Source organism: Pseudomonas sp. ICMP 460 (assembly GCF_002723595.1).
Taxonomy (GTDB): Bacteria; Pseudomonadota; Gammaproteobacteria; order Pseudomonadales; family Pseudomonadaceae; genus Aquipseudomonas; species Aquipseudomonas kitaguniensis.
In genome coordinates, this window is sequence record NZ_LKBR01000004.1 from 53,363 (window position 1) to 76,131 (window position 22,769).

At 52.8% G+C, this 22,769-nt stretch carries 18 protein-coding genes, 1 tRNA gene and 1 pseudogene; 16 read left to right on the plus strand and 4 right to left on the minus strand.

The window, feature by feature from the left end:
• The 14 genes and pseudogenes from AO240_RS04620 to AO240_RS04685 form a co-directional block, all read left to right on the plus strand.
• Window positions 1–939 (plus strand): FecR domain-containing protein, encoded by a 939-nt coding sequence (locus AO240_RS04620; RefSeq protein ID WP_058411479.1) that lies wholly within the window; start codon window positions 1–3, stop codon window positions 937–939.
• A gap of 121 nt (window positions 940–1,060) precedes the next feature.
• Window positions 1,061–3,490, plus strand: coding sequence for a TonB-dependent siderophore receptor (locus AO240_RS04625; protein ID WP_099235348.1), 2,430 nt, complete (start codon window positions 1,061–1,063; stop codon window positions 3,488–3,490).
• Window positions 3,491–4,172: 682 nt separating this feature from the next.
• Complete coding sequence (locus AO240_RS28270) at window positions 4,173–4,418, plus strand: hypothetical protein (protein ID WP_143505309.1); 246 nt, start codon at window positions 4,173–4,175, stop codon at window positions 4,416–4,418.
• Window positions 4,419–4,888: 470 nt separating this feature from the next.
• Window positions 4,889–5,359, plus strand: a complete 471-nt coding sequence (locus tag AO240_RS04630) for a hypothetical protein (RefSeq protein ID WP_003232905.1) — start codon at window positions 4,889–4,891, stop codon at window positions 5,357–5,359.
• Window positions 5,356–6,468 (plus strand): ThiF family adenylyltransferase, encoded by a 1,113-nt coding sequence (locus AO240_RS04635; RefSeq protein WP_099235349.1) that lies wholly within the window; start codon window positions 5,356–5,358, stop codon window positions 6,466–6,468. The genes AO240_RS04630 and AO240_RS04635 overlap by 4 nt, the downstream gene beginning before the upstream one ends.
• 12 nt (window positions 6,469–6,480) lie before the next feature.
• A complete protein-coding gene (locus AO240_RS04640; RefSeq protein WP_099235350.1) occupies window positions 6,481–7,764 on the plus strand; it encodes a glycosyltransferase in 1,284 nt (427 codons plus the stop codon).
• On the plus strand, window positions 7,757–8,656 hold the full coding sequence (locus AO240_RS04645) for an NAD(P)/FAD-dependent oxidoreductase (RefSeq protein ID WP_099235351.1): 900 nt from the start codon (window positions 7,757–7,759) through the stop codon (window positions 8,654–8,656). Before AO240_RS04640 ends, AO240_RS04645 begins: the two co-directional genes overlap by 8 nt.
• Window positions 8,657–8,662: 6 nt before the next feature.
• On the plus strand, window positions 8,663–10,459 hold the full coding sequence (locus AO240_RS04650) for an ABC transporter ATP-binding protein (protein ID WP_099235352.1): 1,797 nt from the start codon (window positions 8,663–8,665) through the stop codon (window positions 10,457–10,459).
• Entirely contained in the window at window positions 10,456–10,959 is a 504-nt protein-coding gene (locus tag AO240_RS04655; RefSeq protein WP_003232915.1) for a GNAT family N-acetyltransferase, read from the plus strand. The genes AO240_RS04650 and AO240_RS04655 overlap by 4 nt, the downstream gene beginning before the upstream one ends.
• A gap of 2 nt (window positions 10,960–10,961) precedes the next feature.
• On the plus strand, window positions 10,962–11,753 hold the full coding sequence (locus AO240_RS04660) for a nucleotidyltransferase domain-containing protein (protein ID WP_143505311.1): 792 nt from the start codon (window positions 10,962–10,964) through the stop codon (window positions 11,751–11,753).
• Window positions 11,754–13,308: 1,555 nt separating this feature from the next.
• A complete protein-coding gene (locus tag AO240_RS04670) occupies window positions 13,309–14,709 on the plus strand; it encodes a YfjI family protein (RefSeq protein WP_099235354.1) in 1,401 nt (466 codons plus the stop codon).
• On the plus strand, window positions 14,702–15,055 hold the full coding sequence (locus AO240_RS04675; RefSeq protein WP_099235355.1) for a hypothetical protein: 354 nt from the start codon (window positions 14,702–14,704) through the stop codon (window positions 15,053–15,055). Before AO240_RS04670 ends, AO240_RS04675 begins: the two co-directional genes overlap by 8 nt.
• Window positions 15,039–16,019, plus strand: a complete 981-nt coding sequence (locus AO240_RS04680; RefSeq protein WP_099235356.1) for an integrase domain-containing protein — start codon at window positions 15,039–15,041, stop codon at window positions 16,017–16,019. The genes AO240_RS04675 and AO240_RS04680 overlap by 17 nt, the downstream gene beginning before the upstream one ends.
• A pseudogene (locus AO240_RS04685) lies at window positions 16,016–16,264 on the plus strand (hypothetical protein); the annotation flags it as partial. The gene AO240_RS04680 and the pseudogene AO240_RS04685, both read left to right, overlap by 4 nt.
• 148 nt (window positions 16,265–16,412) lie before the next feature.
• Here the strand turns inward: AO240_RS04685 and AO240_RS04690 are convergent.
• From AO240_RS04690 to AO240_RS04705, 4 genes are all read right to left on the minus strand, one after another.
• Window positions 16,413–17,636: a tyrosine-type recombinase/integrase gene (locus tag AO240_RS04690; protein WP_099235357.1), complete on the minus strand. Its 1,224-nt coding sequence runs from the start codon at window positions 17,634–17,636 to the stop codon at window positions 16,413–16,415.
• A 158-nt stretch (window positions 17,637–17,794) separates the two neighbouring features.
• Window positions 17,795–17,871, minus strand: a tRNA-Met gene (locus AO240_RS04695).
• Window positions 17,872–18,136: 265 nt separating this feature from the next.
• Entirely contained in the window at window positions 18,137–18,370 is a 234-nt protein-coding gene (locus AO240_RS04700) for a hypothetical protein (RefSeq protein ID WP_099235358.1), read from the minus strand.
• A gap of 405 nt (window positions 18,371–18,775) precedes the next feature.
• On the minus strand, window positions 18,776–19,327 hold the full coding sequence (locus AO240_RS04705; protein ID WP_099235359.1) for an RNA polymerase sigma factor: 552 nt from the start codon (window positions 19,325–19,327) through the stop codon (window positions 18,776–18,778).
• Between the two features lie 263 nt (window positions 19,328–19,590).
• Between AO240_RS04705 and sctW the strand changes: the two genes are divergently transcribed.
• Together sctW and sctV are read left to right on the plus strand one after the other, a co-directional pair.
• Window positions 19,591–20,649 (plus strand): type III secretion system gatekeeper subunit SctW, encoded by a 1,059-nt coding sequence (sctW, locus tag AO240_RS04710; RefSeq protein ID WP_099235360.1) that lies wholly within the window; start codon window positions 19,591–19,593, stop codon window positions 20,647–20,649.
• A complete protein-coding gene (sctV, locus tag AO240_RS04715; RefSeq protein WP_099235361.1) occupies window positions 20,646–22,739 on the plus strand; it encodes a type III secretion system export apparatus subunit SctV in 2,094 nt (697 codons plus the stop codon). The genes sctW and sctV overlap by 4 nt, the downstream gene beginning before the upstream one ends.
• The last annotated feature ends 30 nt before the right edge of the window (window positions 22,740–22,769 follow it).

Sequence of the window (22,769 nt, forward strand, 5' to 3'; positions counted from 1 at the left end):
GTGGCACTGGATCATGCGACCCTTGAAGCCGCCGCTCGCTGGTACGTCGACTTGCGATGTGATGACGCCGATGAAGCCACGCAGGAGGCGCATCGGCGCTGGCTTGAGGGTGCGCCTGGGCATCGTCAGGCCTGGGAACGGCTGATCCAACTGCAGGAACGCTTTGATCGGGTCGGCCCCGGCATCGCTCGGCCAACGCTCAACAGCGCACGGGTCAAGCGGCGTGAAGTGCTCAAGGTACTGTCGCTATTGCTTGCGGCCGGTGGTGCCGGCACGTTGGCCTGGCGCAACACTGCACTGCCGTCACTGGTGGCAGACCAGCGCACCGTCACAGGTGAAAGCAAAAGCCTGAGACTTGAAGATGGCAGCCAGGTGCGCCTCAATACCGCCACCGCGATGAATATTCACTTCAGCCCAAGCCTTCGCGAGCTGCAATTGCTTAGCGGGGAAATCCTTGTAGAAACCGCGCGTGATACCCAGGCTCGGCCCTTTGTGGTGCACACTCGCGAAGGCAGTATCCGCGCGCTGGGTACACGCTTTATCGTGCGTTGCGAAGACGTTCAAACCCGGGTCTGTGTGCTTGAACATGCCGTCGAAGTGCGCAGCGCAACCCACACGCCGTCAGTGCGGGTGGAGGCGGGCCAGCAGGTGTGGTTCAGCCAGGGCCAAGTGGGTAATGTGCAGCCTGCGAGCCCCGACGCCGATGCCTGGACTCACGGCATGTTGGTGGTCAACAACTGGCGCCTGGAGGATTTGATCCTTGAACTCCAACGCTACCGTCCCGGGCACCTGGGCTGCCAGGCGCAGGTCGCGGCGCTGCGTATCTCGGGGGCGTTTCATTTGAACAATATCGATATGATCCTGGAAAACCTGTCCTTTACCCTGCCTGTGCGCATCCGCCAATTCAGTCGCTATTGGACGCGTGTGGAGTCGGTCTGAACAAGCGCCAGAAAATAAATGCCCGCCAGGGGTTGTTGATTCAAGTTCTCATTCGACTTGGTAGATAGAGGCGCATCAGACGCCGCTCTCACTCTACTGCCACTGGGCGAAAGGAAACGGTATGTCCGTACGCAAGCCAACCACTCAACGACCGCCTTCACTGGCTCGCATCGTGCGCTGCACGCTGCTCGGCATGGCCCTGGGGGCCCCGCTGACCTCAATCATGGTTGCCGCGCCCGCCTGGGCGCAGACGGCCGCGACCCGCCAGTTCGATATCCCTTCCGGCTCGGTCAACACTGCACTGGCGCAGTTTGCAGCCACGGCGGGGGTCAATATTTCGTTCGACCCTGCCCAGGCGCAAGGGCAACGCTCGCCTGGTCTGCACGGTGCCTACACGGTGGACTCAGGCTTGCGCCAGTTGCTGGCCGGCAGCAAATTGCAGGGCGTGCTGCTGAGTAACGGTAGCTACTCGCTGATCCCTGTCGTCGACGCAACGTTGCAATTAGACCCCACAAGCATCACCGGCAAATCGGTTGAGCCCGCCGCCGGCCCAGTGGAGGGTTACGTGGCCACCCGCAGCAGCGCAGGTACCAAGACCGATACACCGATCATCGAAATCCCACAATCGATCTCGGTGATAACCCGCCAGCAAATGCAGGCCCAGGGCGCGCAGACTGTCACCGACGCTTTGCGCTACGTCCCCGGTGTCAAGGTGGAAGCCTTCGGCCTGGACCCCAAGGGTTTTGACTGGTTGTACATTCGCGGCTTCAACGGCCAGGCCAGCAGTGACTACCTCAATGGGCTGCGCCAGCAAAACAACAGCTACGCATTTTTCCGCAGCGAACCCTACTCACTGGACCGCATAGACGTCGTACGAGGCCCGGCCTCCAGCCTGTTCGGCCAAGGGGATGCGGGCGGCATCGTCAACCGGGTCAGCAAGAAACCCGAGGCCAATCACGTCAACGAAGTGCAGTTGACCGGCGGCAATCATGACCGCCTGCAAGGCCAGTTTGATATCGGCGGTGTGCTGAGTGACGATCAACACCTGCTCTACCGGGTGGTCGGCCTGGCCCGAGACGCCGATACTCAGGTGGATTATGCGGACGGCCACGCGCTGAAAGACGACCGCTTGTACATCGCGCCGTCCCTCACTTGGGCGCCGGATGAAGACACCAGCCTGACCCTGCTCAGTGACTTCATGCGCGATTCGAACGGCGGTTCGCTGTTCGCATACAGCACGCCGAACGGCCACACCACCAACACGCTGATGGGCGATCACAGCTTCAACCATTTGGACCAGGAACAATTCAGCCTGGGCTATGAGTTCCGCCATCGGCTGGACGACACCTGGGAGTTCCGCCAGAACGCCCGTTACGGGCAGGTCGACCTGATCTTCCAGAATCTGCTGCCTACCGCCGTCGACACCAACACCGGCAACGTGACGCGAATCGCCGACCGCTTCGACCAGCACATGGACACGTTCAACCTGGACAACCAATTGCAGGCCGACTTCACCACCGGCCCGCTCAGCCACACCCTGTTGATGGGCGTCGACTACACTTGGCAAGACGCCAGTATCTCGCGCTGGCGCACCCAAGCGCCGGGCCTGAACCTTAACGCGCCACAGTATGGCCTGGCGATCGCTCGTCCCAACGTCGCAAACAGCCTGAGCTCGATTGATTACGATCAGACCATCGAACAGGTTGGCGGTTATATTCAAGACCAGATCAAGTTCGACGACCACTGGATAGTCACGGCCGGCGGGCGCTATGACTATGTTCGCAACGCCTTGGACAACCATGTCGGCGCCTCCTCCAATCAGAAAGACAATGCCTTCACCGGCCGCCTGGGCCTGACCTATCTCACCGAGTTCGGCCTGGCCCCCTACGTCAGCTACGCCGAGTCGTTCACCCCCAACACCGGCACGGACCGCAACGGCAGTGCGTTCGACCCAAGCATGGCGCATCAATGGGAAGTGGGTGTGAAGTACCAGCCCACCGACGCCATCCTGATGACGCTGGCCGCTTACGACCTGACCAAGACTAACGTGCTGACGACGGAAATCGTCGGCGGCGTGAATACCGGCTTCACCGTTGCGTCGGGCGAACAACAATCGCGCGGCATCGAAGCCGAGATCAAGGCACGGCTGGATCAGCACTGGGATCTGATCGCGTCCTACACCTACACCCACGCCGAAATCACTAAGAGCAATCGCGGCGACGAAGGCAAACGCCCGGCCAACGTGCCCAGGCACATGGCGTCCACCTGGTTGAACTACACCTTCAGCGACAGCACTCTCAAAGGCCTGAGCCTGGGCGGCGGTGCCCGCTACACCGGCGTGCTGTATGGCGACAACGACAATACTTACCACATCGACAACTACACGCTGTTCGATGCGGGCGCCAGCTACCCGATCAACAAACACGTGACCGTCTCGGTCAATGCACAAAACCTGCTAGACACCGAGTATGTGGCCACCTGTGACGATTCTTATGAGTGCTACCCAGGGATGCGGCGTACGCTGCTAACCAGCGTTAAATACGCCTGGTGACCAGATGCACACCCTTGACTAAAAAGCGGCTTACCGAGAGGTAAGCCGCTTTTTTATGTACGCCAGGCAGGGCGCGTTGAAGCGCAGCTGGTTCCGTAGAGTCTCGACGGCCGCATCTGGCCGATTGCTGCCCTCCAATCGGTTGCGTTGGACGGCAAATGTAGCAATTAGCTACCATCGCCGAGCATCCATTGAGCGCCTGCACTTCCCCCAATACCCACGCAACAGGAGCACTTCTATACGTGGGCGTACACGGTGGGGAAGGATAGGGGTAGACAGAGGTGAACAGCCAGAAACAAGAAAGCCCGCACGAGGCGGGCTTCTTGTGATTCATAGAATGCTGTAGACATCTATGGATCGGTACTTGGTGGCTACACAGTCATTTGAACCAAAACCGTGACTTAATGTATTTAATATATTTTTTAGTTTTTAAATCGATTAGGCATACACATAGGCATACATACTGCCGGGGCATAAACGAATGCTCCCCTCATACCTGAGCTTGGCATGATGCCGTCCGTCTCCACAAACCGACGTTTCACACCCCAGACGGTGCCACCAAAAAACATGCCATCCATTGCATCTTACTGACATTACTAGCCCGATATACTGGAAAATCTGGTTTGCTGTTGGTGTTGGATTGGTTCCCTATTTCCCACGACGCACGACGCACGACGCATAAATGCGTGAAATCCGTCTCCGTGAGTTAAACCGGAAAACCGACATCGGTTTGGTAATAAAAAATAGCTCTAGCGAGCTTGGAATACATTTGGATATCAAACGAACGGCAGTCAATACTCCTTTGCTGAAACCAATTGTGCTGAAACCCTTGAATTTCCTGAAAAAAAGACGTCCTGGACGTCTTTTTTTTCGTTTAAGTGGTGAGCCATCGCCTATCGCGAGTGTCATTTCAGGTTCTTTGAAATGACATTAAAGTGTTACGAAATATGTATATGATCAGTTTTGATCCTGATTATTTGATCAGGATTTAACTATGAAGTCACTGCTCTAACTCTGGATTGCTAGGAGTGGCGTTTCTAGAGGGGGAGGTGTCTATACAGTTACTTATGCTTGCTCGTTAGAGGGAAACGCTATCTTAAATTAAGGTGGCGATAAACTTTATTATCTATGAGGAATGCTTATGAACACGGCTACGCAATTACACCCGTTCTTGAATCAAGAAGTGAGCCCGATGCCTAATGCAGAGGATATGCAGAAGGAACTAATTGAACGGCTGCTAAAGTCCACTGAGGAGCGTTGGCAGTCTGATCTGTCCCTTTCAGCCTGTTGCTGCAGTGAAGACCGTAACGCAAATAGTTAATAAAATCAGGCCGCTGGGTACAGTGGCCTGATTTAAAAAAGGAAAAATCCGAATGTAATGTACAGGAGTACTTGATTATGGCGAATGGTTTATATTCTCTGGATTCCACGCTTGAATATGAAAACTCAACTCTCGTGCACTATTTTTCTGTCGTTGAATCATTGTCGGTTGTGGAGTCCTTAGAGTTATTTGTTGATTTGAAAAAGTGGCTTTGGCTTTGCTCTAGGTTGGACGAACAATCTAGTACGGTATATCTCTTTGAGGAACAGCGCCTGATTGATAGTTATTGGCACTGTTTTTTACTATTCACGAAAGACTATATTTTTTTCTGTGAAAATTTTCTCGGAAGTATAGTTTATCATTCTCCGAATGTCGATATGCAACGGGCCACAACAAAGAAAACATCAGGAGAGTTGAAGTTAGAAGTTAAGGGGAATCTCAGCCTGTTAAGGCACAGCATGGAAGAGGTCAGTAGAGTGTTGGGGCAGGCGACAATGTTACGTTGGTATAGGGATATTCCGAATTGGAGCCGGGAGTCTAGGAAATGAGTGATCTTATTGGGTGGGAGCTAGACGAAAGGGCATTATTTAAAATATCAAAGAATGATAGATGGATCTTAAAATCATCAGTGCATAAAATTGTGTGCTACCACTCATCCGGCGGAAGTTATGAAGTAATAGATGACGAAGCGGGCAAGGTGGAGCATAAAATTCTTGTTTGGGCAATGGAAGGTGGGATTGCTTTACAGGATGCGGAAGCAAGTTTTGAAAATAATATACTAGCGTTGGGTACATTTCGCGAAGCGTTGAAAAGGCTCTGCTCAAAAAAAATAATTAAAATAACTCACGCTACTGATATGTCTGTTTTGTCGGATCGGGAAAAGACCAGATACAAATGGTTGTTGGAGCATTTTTGCTCTTTGGAGCAAGCCAATAGTAGTAGAGTAGATATATTTTTGAGATTGCGCCGAGCTAAAGTCTGTGTCATAGGGATGGGGGGGCTGGGATCTATGTTGACACAGTTGCTCGCTTCATCAGGCGTCTTGCACTTTACCTTGATCGATGGAGATTGCGTGGCCGCAGATAACCTTCCTCGGCAAATTCTCTACAAGAATTCGGATGAAGGGCAATCTAAGGTAGTTGTCATGAAGAGAGTATTGGAAGAATATGAGCCATTGGTCAAAGTTACGCCAGTCGAGTCTCATATTGATAGTCTGAGTTGCGCCCTGGAACGATTGAAAGGTTTCGATCTCGTCGTATTGTGTGGAGACCAGCCTCGTTTGCAGCTTCACACATGGGTGGGGGAAGCATCGCTGGTGAATAATGTGCCTTACATCGCTATGGGAGGTAATTGGGTAGGACCTATAAGCATTCCGTATAAATCACCTTGTTATATCTGTCAAGCGAGGTTTAACAGGGCTCATATACCCGATTATGAAGGCTTTGTGACTGCAACGTTGGCAACTGAGATTCCACCTAGAGCAGCCTTTGGCCCAGGCGTAGTGCTAATGGCTTCCTTGATGTCGACGATATGTGTTGAGTTTTTAGCCGAAGTAGCTCCCGAAAAATATAATTTCGAGCGGTTCAAGTGCGGTATTTGGAAGGAAAATACTGTTCAAAAACTTGTCAGGTATACAGATTGCCGGCGTTGCTCTTAAAAGGGGAGTCATATGCAGCAGAAAAGGATACTTGTAATAGGTAAGGTCTCTCCTGTGCAGGGTGGGGTCAGCATTAATACCTATGAAGTTTCGTTGGCTCTAGCAAAAGCCGGGTATCAAGTGGACTTGCTCTCCAATAGGCAAGAGGTAGCAGATGGATATAGGCAAGTTGGGGGAGGCGTCCAAGATTGTGCTGGTTTGAAATTTTTTGATATTGAACCTCTCGTAGGTTTTTTCCATATTCCATACTCTTCAATGTTTTTTGAGCGATTAGCAGGTAAATCTCTAGAATTACTGCAAGATCAGAGTTACTCGCTGATTGTAGGGTGGTATTTATTTCCTTACGGAGCCGTTGCATCTTATATTTCCACAATAAGTGGCATACCTTATGTTTTGTTGCATGCGGGATCTGATATAAATCGTCTGGCCAAACATCCGAACCTGAAAAATATCGTAGCACGTGACTTGCTAAACGCAAGCGCAATTATCACGCCACATAATAGTGTAGTTACTGACAGTCTCGTGAGCCTTGGGGCGAACCGTAAAAATATAAAACACTATGGGCGAGGTACGCGATTCTTGAAGCACCATCCTGCGTCCGTGAGGACATTAGGTCAGCTAGTTATTTTGCTGCGTAATTTGGTCGTCGAAGAAGCAACTTGGTTTGATTGGGGAATAATCAATTCTTCAGTAGAACTTGATTTTAATAACGAAAAAAAAATAGTCTGCGTCTATGGGAAGGTGTCGCAGTCAAAAAGAATCAAGGAAGTGATTGAGGAAATTAACAAGGTCCCTGCAGAAGTTTGTTTTTCTGTGGTAATGATATTGTCTGGGGCTCGTGAGGAACTTGAGAGTCTATATGCCTTTACGCGTACACTGACGTATTCAATGACGCGTATCTTTTTTCTGCCACCACTTTCAGTTGCACTTTTACATGAGGTGTTAGGGTTGTGTGATGGCGGGATTTGTGTGGAGGAGTCTTTTCAAGTGAAGAATCACTTGTCGCGGCGTCTCCGAGAAATGATGTGTTTTTCTATTGTCCCTATTGTCTCTAAAGATTTTTTAGAACTTCCGTATTATCGGGATACTTTGATAAGTGGGGAAAATTGTCTGGTCATCGAAGCTATCTCGGATTTGAGCCATGTCCTACACTTGCTGCTAACAGATCAGCAATTATTTTCTCATTTGAAGCGAGGTGTCGTTTTAACTTCTCAATATGTGGAAAGTAAAATGGCCGACTCTAATCCAATAGCTATTGCTATTGGCCAGTGCGCAGAAAGGGTGCGTTATGATTGAATTGTTCGATGTAGTTGTAGTGGGCGGTGGCTTCGCTGGGTGTTCTGCCGCGCTATCTCTGAGTAGAAGTTCGATGACCGTCAAGGTGGTTGACGCGGGTTACCAACGAAATAGATTGTCGAGCCGCGTGTACTCCTATCTGGGGATCGATGGGAAACATACTCCTGCAACTATTAGTGATTTTAAAGACGAATTGGAATTATATGGTGTGTCCATCATGAAGGATTCAATCAATAATGCCATATTTCAAGAAGATTTGTTTTGCTTAATGACCGCAAGTGGGATTTTAATAAAATGTCGATATTTGATTCTCGCTACTGGTGTTCAGGACCTTTTGCCGGCTTTACCCGGTATTCAGGCGTTATGGGGACGTAGCATATTTAACTGTTTATACTGTGGCGCTTATGAATATCGGGGGAGTAGGATTGCCGTCTATGGTGCTGGGCAGTCAGGTTACGAAGATGCCATTAAAGCCGCGTCGTGGTCTAAAGACGTCATTTTCTATAATGCTACGGAAAGCGCTATTACAATTCAGCAACTGACGCGACTAGAGCTGGCGGGTGTCGTGATCGAAGATTCAAAAATCTCTCATTTGATTGCTGCATCACAAGGAGGGTTTACAGTTTGTTCATTGTCGGGCAAAGACCACCATGTCGATGTGATGTTTCTGAGGTCTAGGATTGTACCGAGGTTAAGCTTAGCAAGCGACTTGGGGTGCGAGTTAGATTCGGCTGGCTATATTCAGCTTGATCGGTTTGGGCGAACTTTATGTCCGGGTTTATATGTATGTGGCGACGCCACAGGTCAGTTGTTTCAGGCTGTCGGGGCTGCCGCAGACGGTAATAAGGTTGCTCGCCAGCTTCACCATGATAGTTTGTTTTTGGTCAGGTGAGCTGAGGTGAAAGTGAAAATCCTCGAAAAGACGATAGTTCGTAATTTTGCTCGCAAGGCCGATGTTTTAAAGAAAATAATCAGTTCTGACGTAAGGTCTAGATTTTTTTACTTGTTGATACTGGTAGGCGTTGGAGCTCTTTTAAGCGTGGGCGGACCATTGTTGCTAAAGTTTTCGGTCGATCACTTGGGTGATACGTCAAGTGAAAATTCCCACCAGTCTGCCGCTATATTGGTAAGTGCTTACGTATGCGTAATTTGGATTGATAAAGTTCTCAAAGAATACAAGGCTGCGCTCTATATTCGAGTGGAGCAGGGCATTCAGCGAACACTTATTGATAATGTTCTCAGGGCCATCATGGCGTTCAAATTAGATCTAGACTCGTCGGTAACTACCCAATCGGTTCACGAAGAGTTATCTAATGGGTTGATTGGTTTTCGAATGCTTTTTAGTAACTATACTATGATTCTCATTCCTGTGTTTTTTCAATTTATTGTGATGCTCAACGTATTTTTTCTAGTTTATGGGGTTGCATACCTATTAATCATGGTTTTAGCGTTTTCGGTATATGCTATGTTGTTTTTTAGGTCTGCACGAAATTTACAAATTCTGCAGAGAAAAGCCTTGGCATATCGTACCTGTGCTGGATCGAAAATGACGGACGCGCTGCTCAATATAGAAGCCGTTGGTGCCTTCAGTTTAGAAAATGATGTTGTCAGTACCGTTGATGATCAAATGGCTAGAGCGGAAAAAATATGGGCGGAGTTTTCGACAAGACGTTTGTTTTATGGCGTAGCTCAGATTTCTGTGATTGTGGTAGCTCTAGCCGCGGTGCTGGGTATCGCCTTTATCCAAGTGAAGGACGGAGATGTGACTGCGGGTGGGTTGGTTCTGTTGATATTTTATTTGGCTTCGATAGTTCAACCCATGGAAAGCTTAAGTCTTGCTTATAAAGAGGTCAAGCAAGGTGAAGTACTTTTTTCAAAATTGTTTAAGTATATGGAGTTCGTTAAAAAGCCGCAGTCGTTGCCTGATATTAAACTTCAGGATTCATCCTCGCCCTCCTTGGAGTTTCGTAAGGTCTCTTTTCGTCAGTCAAATCGTCAACTGACTCTGAGTAACGCCAGCTTTAAAATTCCTGGTGGATCGCTCACTGCAATTGTGGGGGCGAGTGGTTCTGGAAAAACAACAGTCTCACGGTTATTGATGCGATTTTATAAGCCCTCCAGTGGCGAAATTTTAATAAACGGTTTTAATGTTTCAAGTTTCTCAACTGAGTCTTTGAGGAGGTTAATCACCTGGGTGCCTCAAAACGCTACCTTGTTTGATGAAAGCGTTTTTTTCAATGTTTGGGTCGGAAATGTTGATAGCTCAGCATCGGAGGTTCGTTCGGCAATGGAGGCGGCATATGCCTCTATATTCTTGATGAGATTTCCTGAAGGTAGTGAGTCTTATGCCGGAGGTCGAGTCGGCCAATTGTCTGGTGGAGAGAGGCAGCGGATAGCAATTGCCCGGGCTTACCTTAGAGGCTCCCGGGTTATAGTGTTTGACGAAGCAACATCCGCATTGGATACGGTGAACGAAAAATTATTTTTTTCTCGCTTGAAGAGCGATTTTAAGGCTCTTACGAGGATCATTATTACGCACAAGTTGGAGGCCGTCGTGGATGCAGAGCAAATAATTGTCATGGCAGGCGGGGAAGTAGTCGAAGTTGGTACCCATGTCGAGTTACTTTCTCAAGTTGGAGAATATGCACGACTCTGGAACAGCCGATCAGGGGTTAAAGAGGAGTTGATAACATGAGTATTATAATTCGCGCGATGGCCGATGGCGACTGGCCTATTTTGGCTGAAATTTTCGAGCAGCCTTTGTTTCGTTATTGGACGCTCCGCATGCCCTACCAATCAGCGAATGATGTCAAGAGGCTTGTTGAGAGCAGAGCCTCTTCGGGATTGTCCTTGGTAGCTGAGCTGGAGGGCGTGGTAGTAGGGTGTGCGATGCTCTATCGACTCCAAGGACGTAGGCAGCATGTAGCTGACTTCTGGATGGGTGTCGCCGATGGCCATCATCGCCAGGGAGTTGGTGACGCCATATTAAAAGAACTAACTACGACCGCTTCAAGGTGGATGAATATATCACGCTTGGAACTGACCGTTTTTATCGATAATGAGGCGGCTATATCACTTTATAAAAAACATGGATTTACGCAGGAAGGTACGCACAAAAACTTTGCTTATCGAGATGGTGAATATGTGGATGCGTTGAGTATGGCTGCTATTCTTAGTACGCTGATTGAGGTATGATGATGAACGGGTCAGCTATTGAAGATTTTCTTAACCGTACCATGCTCGGGATAGGACGAGAGGCAGTTCGGGGCCGACTGTCACTCGAGGCCATCAAGGAAACGCTCTCTTTTGTGACAGCTGATGAGCGCTTTGTTTCGGTGTTTTTAGGTGGTTCGTATGCCAATCACCGTGCACGAAACTATTCAGATGTCGACGTATACGCTTTCGTAGTAGATGAGAGTATTCGTTGGCGACGCCAGTTTGAAGTGGTTAAAGGGATTCCTGTTGAGCTGAATGTACTATCTATTTCATTTCTTGATCAGCTATTGACGCACGCTTGGAAAACACGGTATGCAGCTATTTTAAGAGCGCTCTCAGAAACTATGATTCTAAAGGGCGAGAAGCTATCGCTTTCTATCAGGAATCGCGTCAATGGCATTCTTGAAGATCATGCAGGCGGTACTCAAGGGGTGGAGCGGTTAAGTCGAAAGTTGAGGTTTTCGTTAACCACAAAGCTAACCGACTTTCATCAGGAGCCGGAATCACTAAAAGCGCATATTCTCTTGTGTTCAATGGTGGGGGATGTGACCTCCCTTCTCAACTTGGTTGCTCAGGGTTGGGTCAGTAACAGTAAACATATGGTTGCTGGCATCAATCAGGATCCTAGTTGCGTCAATCTGTTGAGTCAATTCATTGAATGCTACACTTCATATATTTGTGGAGGTGACAAAGATGCGGTAACTGATGCTATCCTCTTGATCATAAGCTCGTGTGGAGGCGGTATCTGGAGTGGATTTGAGGAGTCATTCTAGAATTCCTCTAGAGAGTTACTTGGATCAAAATTTTTTATGGTTCCGGCTACTCCAAAGCCTGCTCATTTATCTTTATATTCATTCTGCTTAATTTTTCGCAGGACGTTCAGCTATCCATGGAGCTGTTGGATGACGCTGCCGTGTTTTTCGATAAGGCATTCCGATATCTGTCGGGTATCCCAGCTCAGCGCGTTCATCAGCCGATCAATAAGTACTATGCAGTGCCTTCCATTGGATGCTGTTCGGATATCGGAACGCCCTCGGGCAATGAATTCGACCCGATGATTGAGGACGGTGTTCTTTGTACGCATAGTTGGCTTGACGGCTCATAACTACCACTCTAATGGCGCACTGGCGCAGAATCGAAAGTGACATCGCCCAGGTAATTGATCTATAGGATGCATTCGAAGCCGGTTTTTTGCAGCGGTTGCAGCAGACGCTGATTATGCGGCGTGTGAATCCGTCACTGCCCAGTCAAACAGCTTTGACTCTTTTGACTTTTGAGATTTTGCTTTTTCCGCCAAACCCTCCGATCAAGCGATCTTTGATCGCGCGGATCGGAGGGTTCACTCGCTTTTTTTCAAAGTCACCTCGTTCCATCACTCCGACTCATATTTGATTAGCACTATGCCTGCTTTTATCCATCGGTAATTACCCGTCATCTCTATTGAGTGTCCTGTAGTTTCAGCATCAGAGTGAGGCTTGCTTTGAGGGCATGGCTAGAGAAGTGGCGACACCGGCGACACTGGCGACAACCCACGTGGAACATGGCTTGGAGCATGGCGACAAAAGTGGCGACAGTCGCCACTTTCTGAGCTCTTTGGCCGTGACGCTTGACCGCCTTTTCGAGTGGGTATAACAATTGGCGCACGGATCGCCGTCGTTGACAGCACCTGCCCAGGTAGCCAGAACCTTTAAGGCTACGCCACTCGCGTGGTGGTTCTTCCCCAAGTGCGATTAGCGTCCGGCGGCTCGCACGGTCACTCCCCAGGAGTGATGGATGCCTACTCGACCAATCTGCCTACTGCGGCAGACGATGGACCTACCTCGCTGCATTGCAGCAACCTCACCTCTTGGCACACTTCGCTGCGCCAGACTTCGCCCGTCTCTTTTCCCTGGAAAGAGACGGGCGCTCATACCATTGCTGCAAGCCACGTCGTACATGGCATTGCCGCAACTCTACTCGTGACAATCGGACTGACAAATCCGATTTGTCGGCATCCGCAACGATACAGGCACCGGTGCCGCAGCCTACGGAAGGGCTGCACCTGACTGACAGTCAGGCATGCACTAGGTGTCCAGGTCTTTGCTTTCTCCCACCCAGGATCTCCAGGTGCCGAACTCGTCAGTCGGCATAGCCTTCACCCGCCCGCATTTTCGGATGCGCCAAGGAGGCCAGATTCATGGGGTCATGCCCTCGCTCCCGGTCATAAGGAGCCGTTCGGTCCGCGTCAGTGAACACCTCACAGGCCGCAGGGGCCTTGATCCCTGATAACACTCAACACCCGTGGCGGGGCTACGTGAGGACGACCAGCAATGAACGAGGAGAGGGCCCATGCAGCAGTTAGTTCCGAAGCTTGAACTACCACAACCACCTCGACCGCTGATTGAGTCGAATCCTGTGGCCCAGCCTTATCCGGTGCAGGCATTGGGAGGGATTCTTGGACCTGCGGTCGAGCGCATGGCCGAGGTGATCGGCGTGCCCCAGGCACTGGCCGCTCAATCGGTGTTGGCTGCCTCGGCGCTGGCCACTCAAGGACATGCGGGTTTACAGCTCGACGGGAGAAATTACCCTCTGTCGCTGTACCTGATTACGGTGGCCGCGTCCGGCGACCGCAAAACAGCGGCGGATCGATGTGCATTGCTGCCTGCCCGGCAGTGGGAGCGTGAACAGTGGCAGCGTTACCGAGAACAGCTTGCACGGCACCGTGTTGCACAGCGGGAAGCGCAGCGTATCAAGCCTGCCGATTCTGAGCCCGCGAACGGGGTGCCACGCGAAGCGGAGCCTTCAGCCCCGAGGTTGATCACCACGGACCCGACTATCGAGGCGCTGATCAAGGGGCTCTGTCATGACTTGCCCAGCATGGGTCTGTTCTGCGATGAAGGAGGACAATTCCTCGGTAGCAGCACCATGAGTCGGGATAACCGTTTGAAAGCGGTCACGACCTTGTCGTCACTCTGGGATGGCAGTCCGATTGATCGTGCGCGCTCTATGGCCGGGGAAAGCTTACGGGCCTATGACAGGCGTTTGAGTCTGCACTTGATGCTGCAACCGTACTTGGCGATGCAGTTGCTCAGCGATCCTTTGCTGCAGGGGCAAGGCATCCTTGGTCGCTGCCTGATGACCTGGCCCATCAGCCTTGCCGGACAACGTAGCTATCAGTCTGTCGACTTGTCCAAAGATCCTGCCCTGAAGCGATATCACCACCGCCTTTCGGCACTGTTTCATCAGTCATGGTCACTTTCGGCTGACGGTGCTCTGTTGCTTTCAACGCTGAGCCTCAGTGCATTGGCTCGTCGTCGCTGGATTGATCTGCATGACGCTATCGAAGCTCAACTGGGTGAGTTTGGCGAGCTGGCCAATGTGCGGCCCAGTGGATCAAAGGCAGCCGACAACCTGTTGCGCATCGCCGGCATCCTAGCAGTTGTAGAGGAGAGCAGTGTCGTGGAGGTTGATCATATCCAGCGGGCCTCGACCTTGATGGGCTACTACCTCACCGAGATTCAGCGTCTGAGCGAACACGAGCCGGTGTGCCAGATAAAGGAAGAGGCTGATCGGTTGCTGCGCTGGCTACAGGTCAAAGATTGGAAGCGCTTCAGTATTCGGGAACTAAATCGCAACGGCCCCCGTTTTGCCCGTAAGAGCAGCCGTCATGCCGCCAAGCTGCTGGTCGAGTTGATTGATCATCAGTGGTTGATCACCGATGGCCACACCTTCGAGGTGCGCCATGTTTAATCTTGATGAAGCGCTGCGCAACCATCTGGCTCAGCGTCAAAAGGAGCCCAAAGCGCGATTTGTCGCCGCTACTGTCGCCACTTTGTCGCCACGCTCAAAACCAGGCAGGACGAGGGTTGTCGCCGCTGTCGCCAGTGTCGCCACCACCCATAAAGCTATCGCCTCTACGACAGCCATTATTCAATGGTTGAAAGAGGAGGGTGCGCATCTTTACGTCACCGACAACACGCTGTGTTTTCGCCCGACTGATTGGGCTCAGTTCGCGATTGTAAGTGCGCACTGGCGAGCCCTTTTACATGATCTCGCGGCAGTCGATCAGGAACAGAAAAATGGCTCGCGTCGGTAAGCGAGCGGGGCGCAATTTCGGCTTCGGTCGCCAGCTTAGCTATGCTGGGCCGCAAGCACTGAAAGACCTGTTTGGCGACGGCCATTTTGCTACCGTCAAAGCCCATAGCGATCGCTGGCAGGCGTTCGTGCATTGGTGTCGATCCGATGAAGGGCCGAGGGTCAACGACGCGCGCCAGATAGGCCGCGAGATCCTCATGCTGTACGCCGCCCACGTGCGTGAGCAGGTTGATCAGGGCAACGTCGGTATTGCCACCGCGCAGAACCGCCTGTCCAGCGTCAGCCGAACGATGGCCGCGCTGCGCGGTGATCAGTACGTCAAAATCCCGAGTCCGAGTAAGGTGCTGGGCTTGCAGCGCTCAAGCGTGCGTAGTGAGGCTCCGCAAGGCCAAGACCGTGCGCAGGTCGAGTTGATCGCGTGGGCGCTGTCAGATCGTCAGCAATCGAGGGTGAGTGCCATTGTGCTCCTCGCCCGTGAGACTGGTATGCGACTGCGCGAAGCGATCCTGGCCGATCTGCCCCGACTGCAACGTGAGGCGCGGCAACTGGGCAAGATCAACATCCAGGATGGCACCAAAGGTGGTCGATCGGGGGCCTCGGCACCGCGCTGGATTACGTTCACGGATCAAGTCCGCGATGCCCTGGATTGGGCCAGCGCGACCTCACCCAATGGCAGCCGGAATTTGTTGGCGCCCGACGAAAGCTACAAAGACTTTATGCGGGCAGTTGTGCGACCGGCGCGGGACATTCTGCATGAGCATGGATTGAAAGGCTTTCATGAACTGCGAGCGGCTTACGCGTGTGAGCGCTATGAGCAACTGACTGACTTTCTTGCACCCGTGAATGGCGGTCGTGTTCATCGAGAAGATCGAGAGCTTGATCAGCGTGCACGACAGCAGATCAGCCATGAATTGGGACATAACCGCATCGATGTGGTGAGTGCCTACATCGGAGGTCGGCGATGACATCCGAGTTCGACATGGCGTTGTTTCTGCGCCCCGTGCTCAAAGGCTCGCATGCCACGCGGCAGCGGCACGTCAGGCAAGCAGAAAGGATGCACGAGGCGATTCGTGAGCGCTGGGGTTGTGCGACCCCCTGGTCCTGGAAGGAAAAGCACACCAGATGGTTTTTAGAGCACCATCTGCGTTGCTCAGCACCTGCGACCGTCTACTACTACGAATTAACAGCAGGGTTGATTCGTATGCGGCGTGAAAGTATTAAAGCTGACAGTCAGCTCACTTTGGATAAGTGCTCACCAAACTGTGGCATCACGCAACTCAAATGGTCGAATCCAAGCTAGCCTATCAGGACGCTCTGTGGACCTTCTTGGCTGGGCAAGAAACTCAGAGGCCATAGCTTTATACGGCTTTGGTATTTCCTGTTTCCAGTCCGTCAAGATGATCGGCGTACCACTGCATCATTGTGGTACGTTGTTCCAGATACTGAGCCTTGTTATAGATCCCTCGGACACCTGGCGGCTTGTGACTGAGCTGGGCTTCAATGTGGTCCGCTGGAAAGCCGTGCTCGTTGAGTACGGTGCTTGCAATATGACGGAAGCCATGTCCAGTCTGTCGTCCTTCGTAACCCAGGCGCCTTAGCGCCATCAGAAAAACGGTATCGCTGCGAGGCTTGGTTCGATCGCTTCGACCAGGGAATAGCAATGGGTACGCTCCCGTGATTTTCCGTAGCTCATTAAGAGCGCTTAAGGCCTGCTTGCAGAGTGGTACAAGGTGTTCGCGCCCTTTTTTGCGGCCTTTGCGTTCAACGGGGACGGTCCAAAGCCGTTTGTCGAGGTCGAACTCAGCCCAGTATGCCTCTCGAAGCTCGCTGGGGCGGACAGCCATGAGTGTAAGCAACTGGAGGCCAAGCTGAACATCTTTGGCGTGAGGGTATGATCGTATTGCTCTGAGAAGTGCGGGAAGTTCTTCCAGAGAGACATGGGCGTAGTTCTCGGCCTTTCCCGATGAAAGAAACTTATGAACACCCTCTAAGGGATTGTTCACCGCCCTGCCGGTTACGCGAGCCAGGTCATAGATGTCTTTGCAGTAAGCCCTCACACGACTCATCTGCTCCAAGATTCCCTGACGTTCGAGTCCTCTCAAAAGCTCCATCCATTCCATCGACATGATGGAGACATACGGACGTTTTCCGAAAAGGGGGAACACGTGGCGTTCCAAGGCTCCAAGTACTCTCTTCGCTGTGCCGACATCCCAGCCACCCAAGCGAGACGTATGCCATTCGCGAGCCAAGGCTTCAAAGGTTTCGTTTGCTGCTGCTGCCTCCGCAGCTTTTCTAGCTTTATTGGCGGCTAATGGATTTTTGCCTTCTGCTGCATCCGATTTCAATTCGGCTGCCTTTTGCCGGGCAAGGGCGCCGCTGACTTCTGGGTAACCGCCAAGCCCGAGCCACGACCATTTGCCGTCTGGCTTCTTATAGCGTAACTCCCACGATTTTTGCCCGTTAGGCTTTACTCTGAAATACAGCCCCGAGCCGTCTAGCTCGCGGTACGCACCCGTTTCAGGAGCGAGATTGCCTAGTGTGGTATCGGAGAGAGGACGGCGTTTAATATCGCTGCGCTTCATCCGTGTATGCCTCCAGTTCAATTTATAATACATGGAGGCATACAGGATGTGAAGGATGCGGGTGGATCAGCTTGGCCGTCCAGAAACAAGAAAGCCCGCACTAGGCGGGCTTCTTGAGGTGATTCATAGACTGCTGTAGACATCTATGGATCGGTACTTGGTGGCTACACAGGGACTTGAACCCCGGACCCCAGCATTATGAATGCTATGCTCTAACCAACTGAGCTATGTAGCCAAGTGGCGCGCATTATTCGCGTAGAACGGGAATGCGTCAAGCACTTTTATTGAAAATTTTTCTACGCTTTCAACTGTTTAACTGAAATCAGGCTGATCGGCGACGAGTGGTTAGGTGCGCACCGGTTTTGCAGCGGTCATGAGCCATTGTTGCTGCGGGCTTGCTCGCGAGGGCGGAGGGTCAGTCGGCAGAGGTGCTGGCTGACACCACGCTATCGCGAGCAAGCCCGCTCCCACATTGGGTGGATGGCGCTTTGCAGGCTGTGTTATTGGCGCGGGTGCAGGCTATCAATCGAGCCGTTAATCACGGTCTTGGCCATTTCCAGCAAGTGCCATACGGCGTGAATTTTGGCGCGGTCTTGGGGTTGCAGGTGGTCGCCGCAGTCCAGCACGGTGGCGCAGGCGCTGTGGATCAGGTGGGAGAGGTAGAGCTGAGCGTCTTCGAAGCTGAGGTTTTCGTTGACGACGAGGCAATCTGTGGGTGGAAGCGATGTGTTCATGGTGTAACTCCAGTTTAATGAACGAAGTTGGCACCTATTGATTTCTGGCTGCTAAACCCAGGCCGCTTGATCAGTGGCGGGGCGAGATTAATCAGCTAACTGAGTGAGAGCAAGCCCAAAAGGTTGTTCAGGAAACGTCCTGCAAATTAAACGGACACGCCCTACTGGCCCTTTACAAAACAGGGTGCGATGCGGGCGACTCTGTGTGTCAGGCCTTCCGAGTTGATCCTGTCGCGAGCAAGCCCGCTCCCACATAAGGCGCCCACATTCGATTTCGGCGGGGGCGTTGCGGGGTTGCCGGGGGACTTGTACAGGCGCTGATCGTTCTTGCTGTCACACACACAAAAGAGGTGATTCGGTTGGGCAGATATCCCTGCCGCCCAACGGTTTTGCCTTTACAAGGGCTTACGGTTGCAACGGGTTGTGCGTGATACGTTTAAGGTGCTCGCGTGCACGCGACAGGCGTGAGCGAACGGTGCCGATAGGAATGTCCAAGACGTCGGCAGTGTCCTGATAGCTGCCGTCGGTCTCCAGCGAGGCGTATAGCGTCTTGCGCATTTCCGGCGGCAAGTGGTCGATGGCCGTCAGGGTTTTTTCCAGGCGACGATTGATCTCGAATGCCCAATCCAGGTTGTTGTTTTCCTCTTGACCATGCCACAGCGACTCATCGAATTCGCAATGCACCGGTTTGGCATACATGCGCCGAAAATGGTTGCGGACCAGGTTCTGTGCGATGCCGCACATCCAGGTACTGAGGGTCGCCTGGCCACTGAAGCGTTCCCGGTTACGCCAGGCCTCCAGGTAGGTCAGTTGCAGGATGTCATCCGCATCTTCGGGGTTGAGTACGCGTTTATGAATAAAACGACGAAGCTTTTTCTGCTGGTCGTCGGTCAGTTGGAGCATGAATTGAGGCGAGCTGCCGACGAGGTGAGCCAGAGTTTCAATAGGAATATTCATATTTTTTCCTTAAGGAAGACGCAGTCGAACTGGTGTCGACGTCAAGCCTTTTGCACTGGCTGTGCCAAGCAGAAAAATAAGAGCAAGCTATTGATTTATATAGTTAATTTATTTTGTTAAGGGCGCTTTTTACGCAGTAATCTGCAAAATCAAGCTACGCTCTGTGCGGGTTTTTTCACTTTTTCGATCAGCGCTATTTCGATGGAACCAGCGACGTAGGTCTTGCCACATAGGGAAACATTCACCCCTGTAGTGGCATGCCCATGAAAGTCGAATCCATAAACGATGTGCACTCTATCCAGCGCTTGGATCAACCCACGGTCGCAGTTGCCCCCACGCCCACGCCGAAGATTGATGAGGTTGCTCATATCTTCAGTCAGGAAGTCGAAGCCAATAACCGAGTGCTGACGCAGCGATCGCTGGGCGTGCGTGTGCCCCCCACCGAGCAGCTCGCGCAACTCTATGAACAGTTGGGCCATCCGGCGCAGACGACGTTGTCGACGATTTCCCGGCAGATCAGGATGCAGTTGCTGCAGCTTCCCACTGTCGACAAGTTGATGGACCTCACCGGTGGCGATCCTGCGCGTGCGTTTGTGGTGCTCAAGCATGTGGCGGCACAGGCGGACAGTGAGGTGCGCCCGTCTGAAGCGGCCCTGGCGCGTGATGCCATCGCCAAGCTGGAGGTGCGTTTCCAGGGGGAGATCCAGGCGGGCCTCAATATCGCCGTGGCGTTGCAAGCGGCAGGTGTCGACCCGCAAGAGCGCCAAGCGTTACGCGTGCTCTATTACTCCAGCGTGGTCACACGGCAATCGTTGGCAACGATGATGCAGGCTTTGCTGGGCGTGTACGGCGGCGGGGAGTTTTCCAAAGGGCTCAATGTGATGAGTAAAGCCCTGGCGGACGACATTGCGGCGCATGTCTCTTCCGTGCCGTCGGCGCTGTTGCGCACCCTGTTGCTGGGCCTGCAAAGCTGCGGGCAGTTGAACTCGGTGTTGACCAATTGCAACGGTGTGATCCAGCGCCTGCATATCGAGCAAGACGCGGTGGGCCTGCTGCAACGCATGCTGGGTTATGCAGGCTCCGGGATTGCGGCGGCTGAAGTGCTGCGCTTGACGGAGGACCTTGGCGGCCGCGCGTCGCCGCGCAACTTGACGATCCTCAATGCGCTTTACCCGCTGATCCAGACGTTGCCCCAGGCGGTGTGGCCTGACAGCCGAATGCGTCAGGACGCACTGCACGCCTTTTTGGTGGTAATGGATGAGCTTGCCCGGATCGAACGCGGCCCTGCAAGCATTGCCGTTGCATTGAGGAACCTGGCGTGACCGCATTGTCGGCCATCAACAACGTCTTGCTCAAGGTCGCGCAGCGTGCCGAAGTGCTCGGCGCCGTGGTGGTCATGGGCATTGTGTTCATCTTTATTGTGCCGCTGCCCACCTGGCTGGTGGATATCCTGATTGCGATCAACATCTGCATATCGTGCCTGTTGATCGTATTGGCGCTGTACTTGCCGGGGCCATTGGCGTTCTCCTCGTTCCCGTCGATTCTGTTGTTGACCACCATGTTTCGCCTGGCGCTGTCGATCGCCACGACGCGCTTGATCCTGTTGGAACAGGACGCCGGCGACATCGTCGAGGCCTTCGGTAATTTCGTGGTGGGCGGCAACCTGGCGGTGGGCATGGTGATCTTCCTGATCCTCACGCTGGTCAACTTTCTGGTGATCACCAAGGGCTCGGAGCGCGTTGCCGAAGTGGCGGCACGCTTCAGCCTGGATGCGATGCCAGGCAAGCAAATGTCCATCGACAGCGACTTGCGTGCCGGCCTGATCGACGGCATTCAAGCGCGTGACAAGCGCGAGCAGTTGTCCCGCGAGAGCCAATTATTCGGTGCCATGGACGGGGCCATGAAGTTCGTCAAGGGTGACGCCATCGCCGGTTTGATCATCGTCGTGGTCAACCTGCTCGGTGGTTTTACCACGGGCATGTTCCAGCACGGCTTGAGCGCTGCCGATTCGATGGCGCTGTATTCGGTGCTGACCATTGGTGACGGCCTGATTGCACAAATTCCCGCACTGCTGATCTCACTGACCGCCGGCATGATCATCACCCGTGTGGCCCCGGAAGGGCGCAAAGGCGCGAGCAACATGGGCGCCGAGATTGCCCGGCAAATGACCAGCGAGCCCAAGAGCTGGATGATTGCCTCGGTCGGCATGCTCGCGTTCGCGTTGGTGCCCGGCATGCCTACCGTGGTGTTCGTGATGATCGCGATGGTGACCGGCGGCCTGGGTTATTACCTTGCGCGTGAGCGTCAGCGGGCAGAGCAACCCGTGGTTGAAGACCCCGAGGGCGTTCGCCCGGAAGATAATGGCAACGAAGACCTGCGCGGGTTCGACCCGTCGCGGCCTTACCTGTTGCAGTTCCCCCAGGCGTTGCGTGGCACGCCTGAAGTGACGGACCTGATTCGCGGGATTCGCCAGGCGCGTAACGCGATGGTCGCCAACATTGGTCTGACCTTACCGCCGTTCGAAGTCGAGCTGGATGATTCGCTGGACGATGATGAAATGCGCTTTTGCGTGCACGAAGTGCCGATGGTCAAGGCGTCTGTGGTGAGCTACCTGGCGGTGGCGCGTAAATCGTTTACGGTCGAGCCTGAGCACGCGCTGCCGGGGTTGGCCGAGCGTGATGAACAGAATTTAGTCTGGTTGGCGGCTGATGATCCGCTGCTTGATGATCCGCAGTTGGAGCGCTTCACCGCGACGGACCTGATCCTTGATCGCATGAAGCAGGCAATGATGCTCAGCGGGCCGCAGTTCCTCGGTATCCAGGAAAGCAAATCAATCCTCAGTTGGCTGGAGCATAACCAGCCCGAGCTGGTTCAAGAACTGTTACGAATCATGCCGCTTTCGCGGTTTTCCGCGGTATTGCAGCGCCTCGCCGGCGAAGGCGTGCCGTTGCGCGCCGTGCGACTGATTGTCGAGTCGCTGATCGAGTATGGCCAGCATGAACGCGAGCCGGACGCGTTGGCCGACTATGCACGCATTGCGCTCAAGGCGCAGATCTTCCACCAGTACAGCGAAGTCGATGGCTTGCATGCCTGGTTGTTGTCGCCGCAGACCGAGAACATCTTGCGCGAAGCGTTGCGTCAGACCCAGACCGGCGTGTTTTTTGCCCTCGACACTGAAAGCAGCGCGGCGCTGATCAACCTCCTCAACCAGGCCTTTACCTTACGCGCCAAGATCAAAAGCGTGATGTTGGTCGCGCAAGACCTGCGTAGCCCGCTGCGCGCGCTGTTGCTGGAAGAGTTCAACCATGTCCCGGTGCTGTCCTTCGCGGAGTTGGGCAGTACGTCGAAAGTGAAAGTGCTCGGGCGTTTTGACCTTGGCCAGGATGAACTGATGCGTGGTGCGGTGGCATGAATATTCAGCCAGTTTCAGCCTATGGGAGTG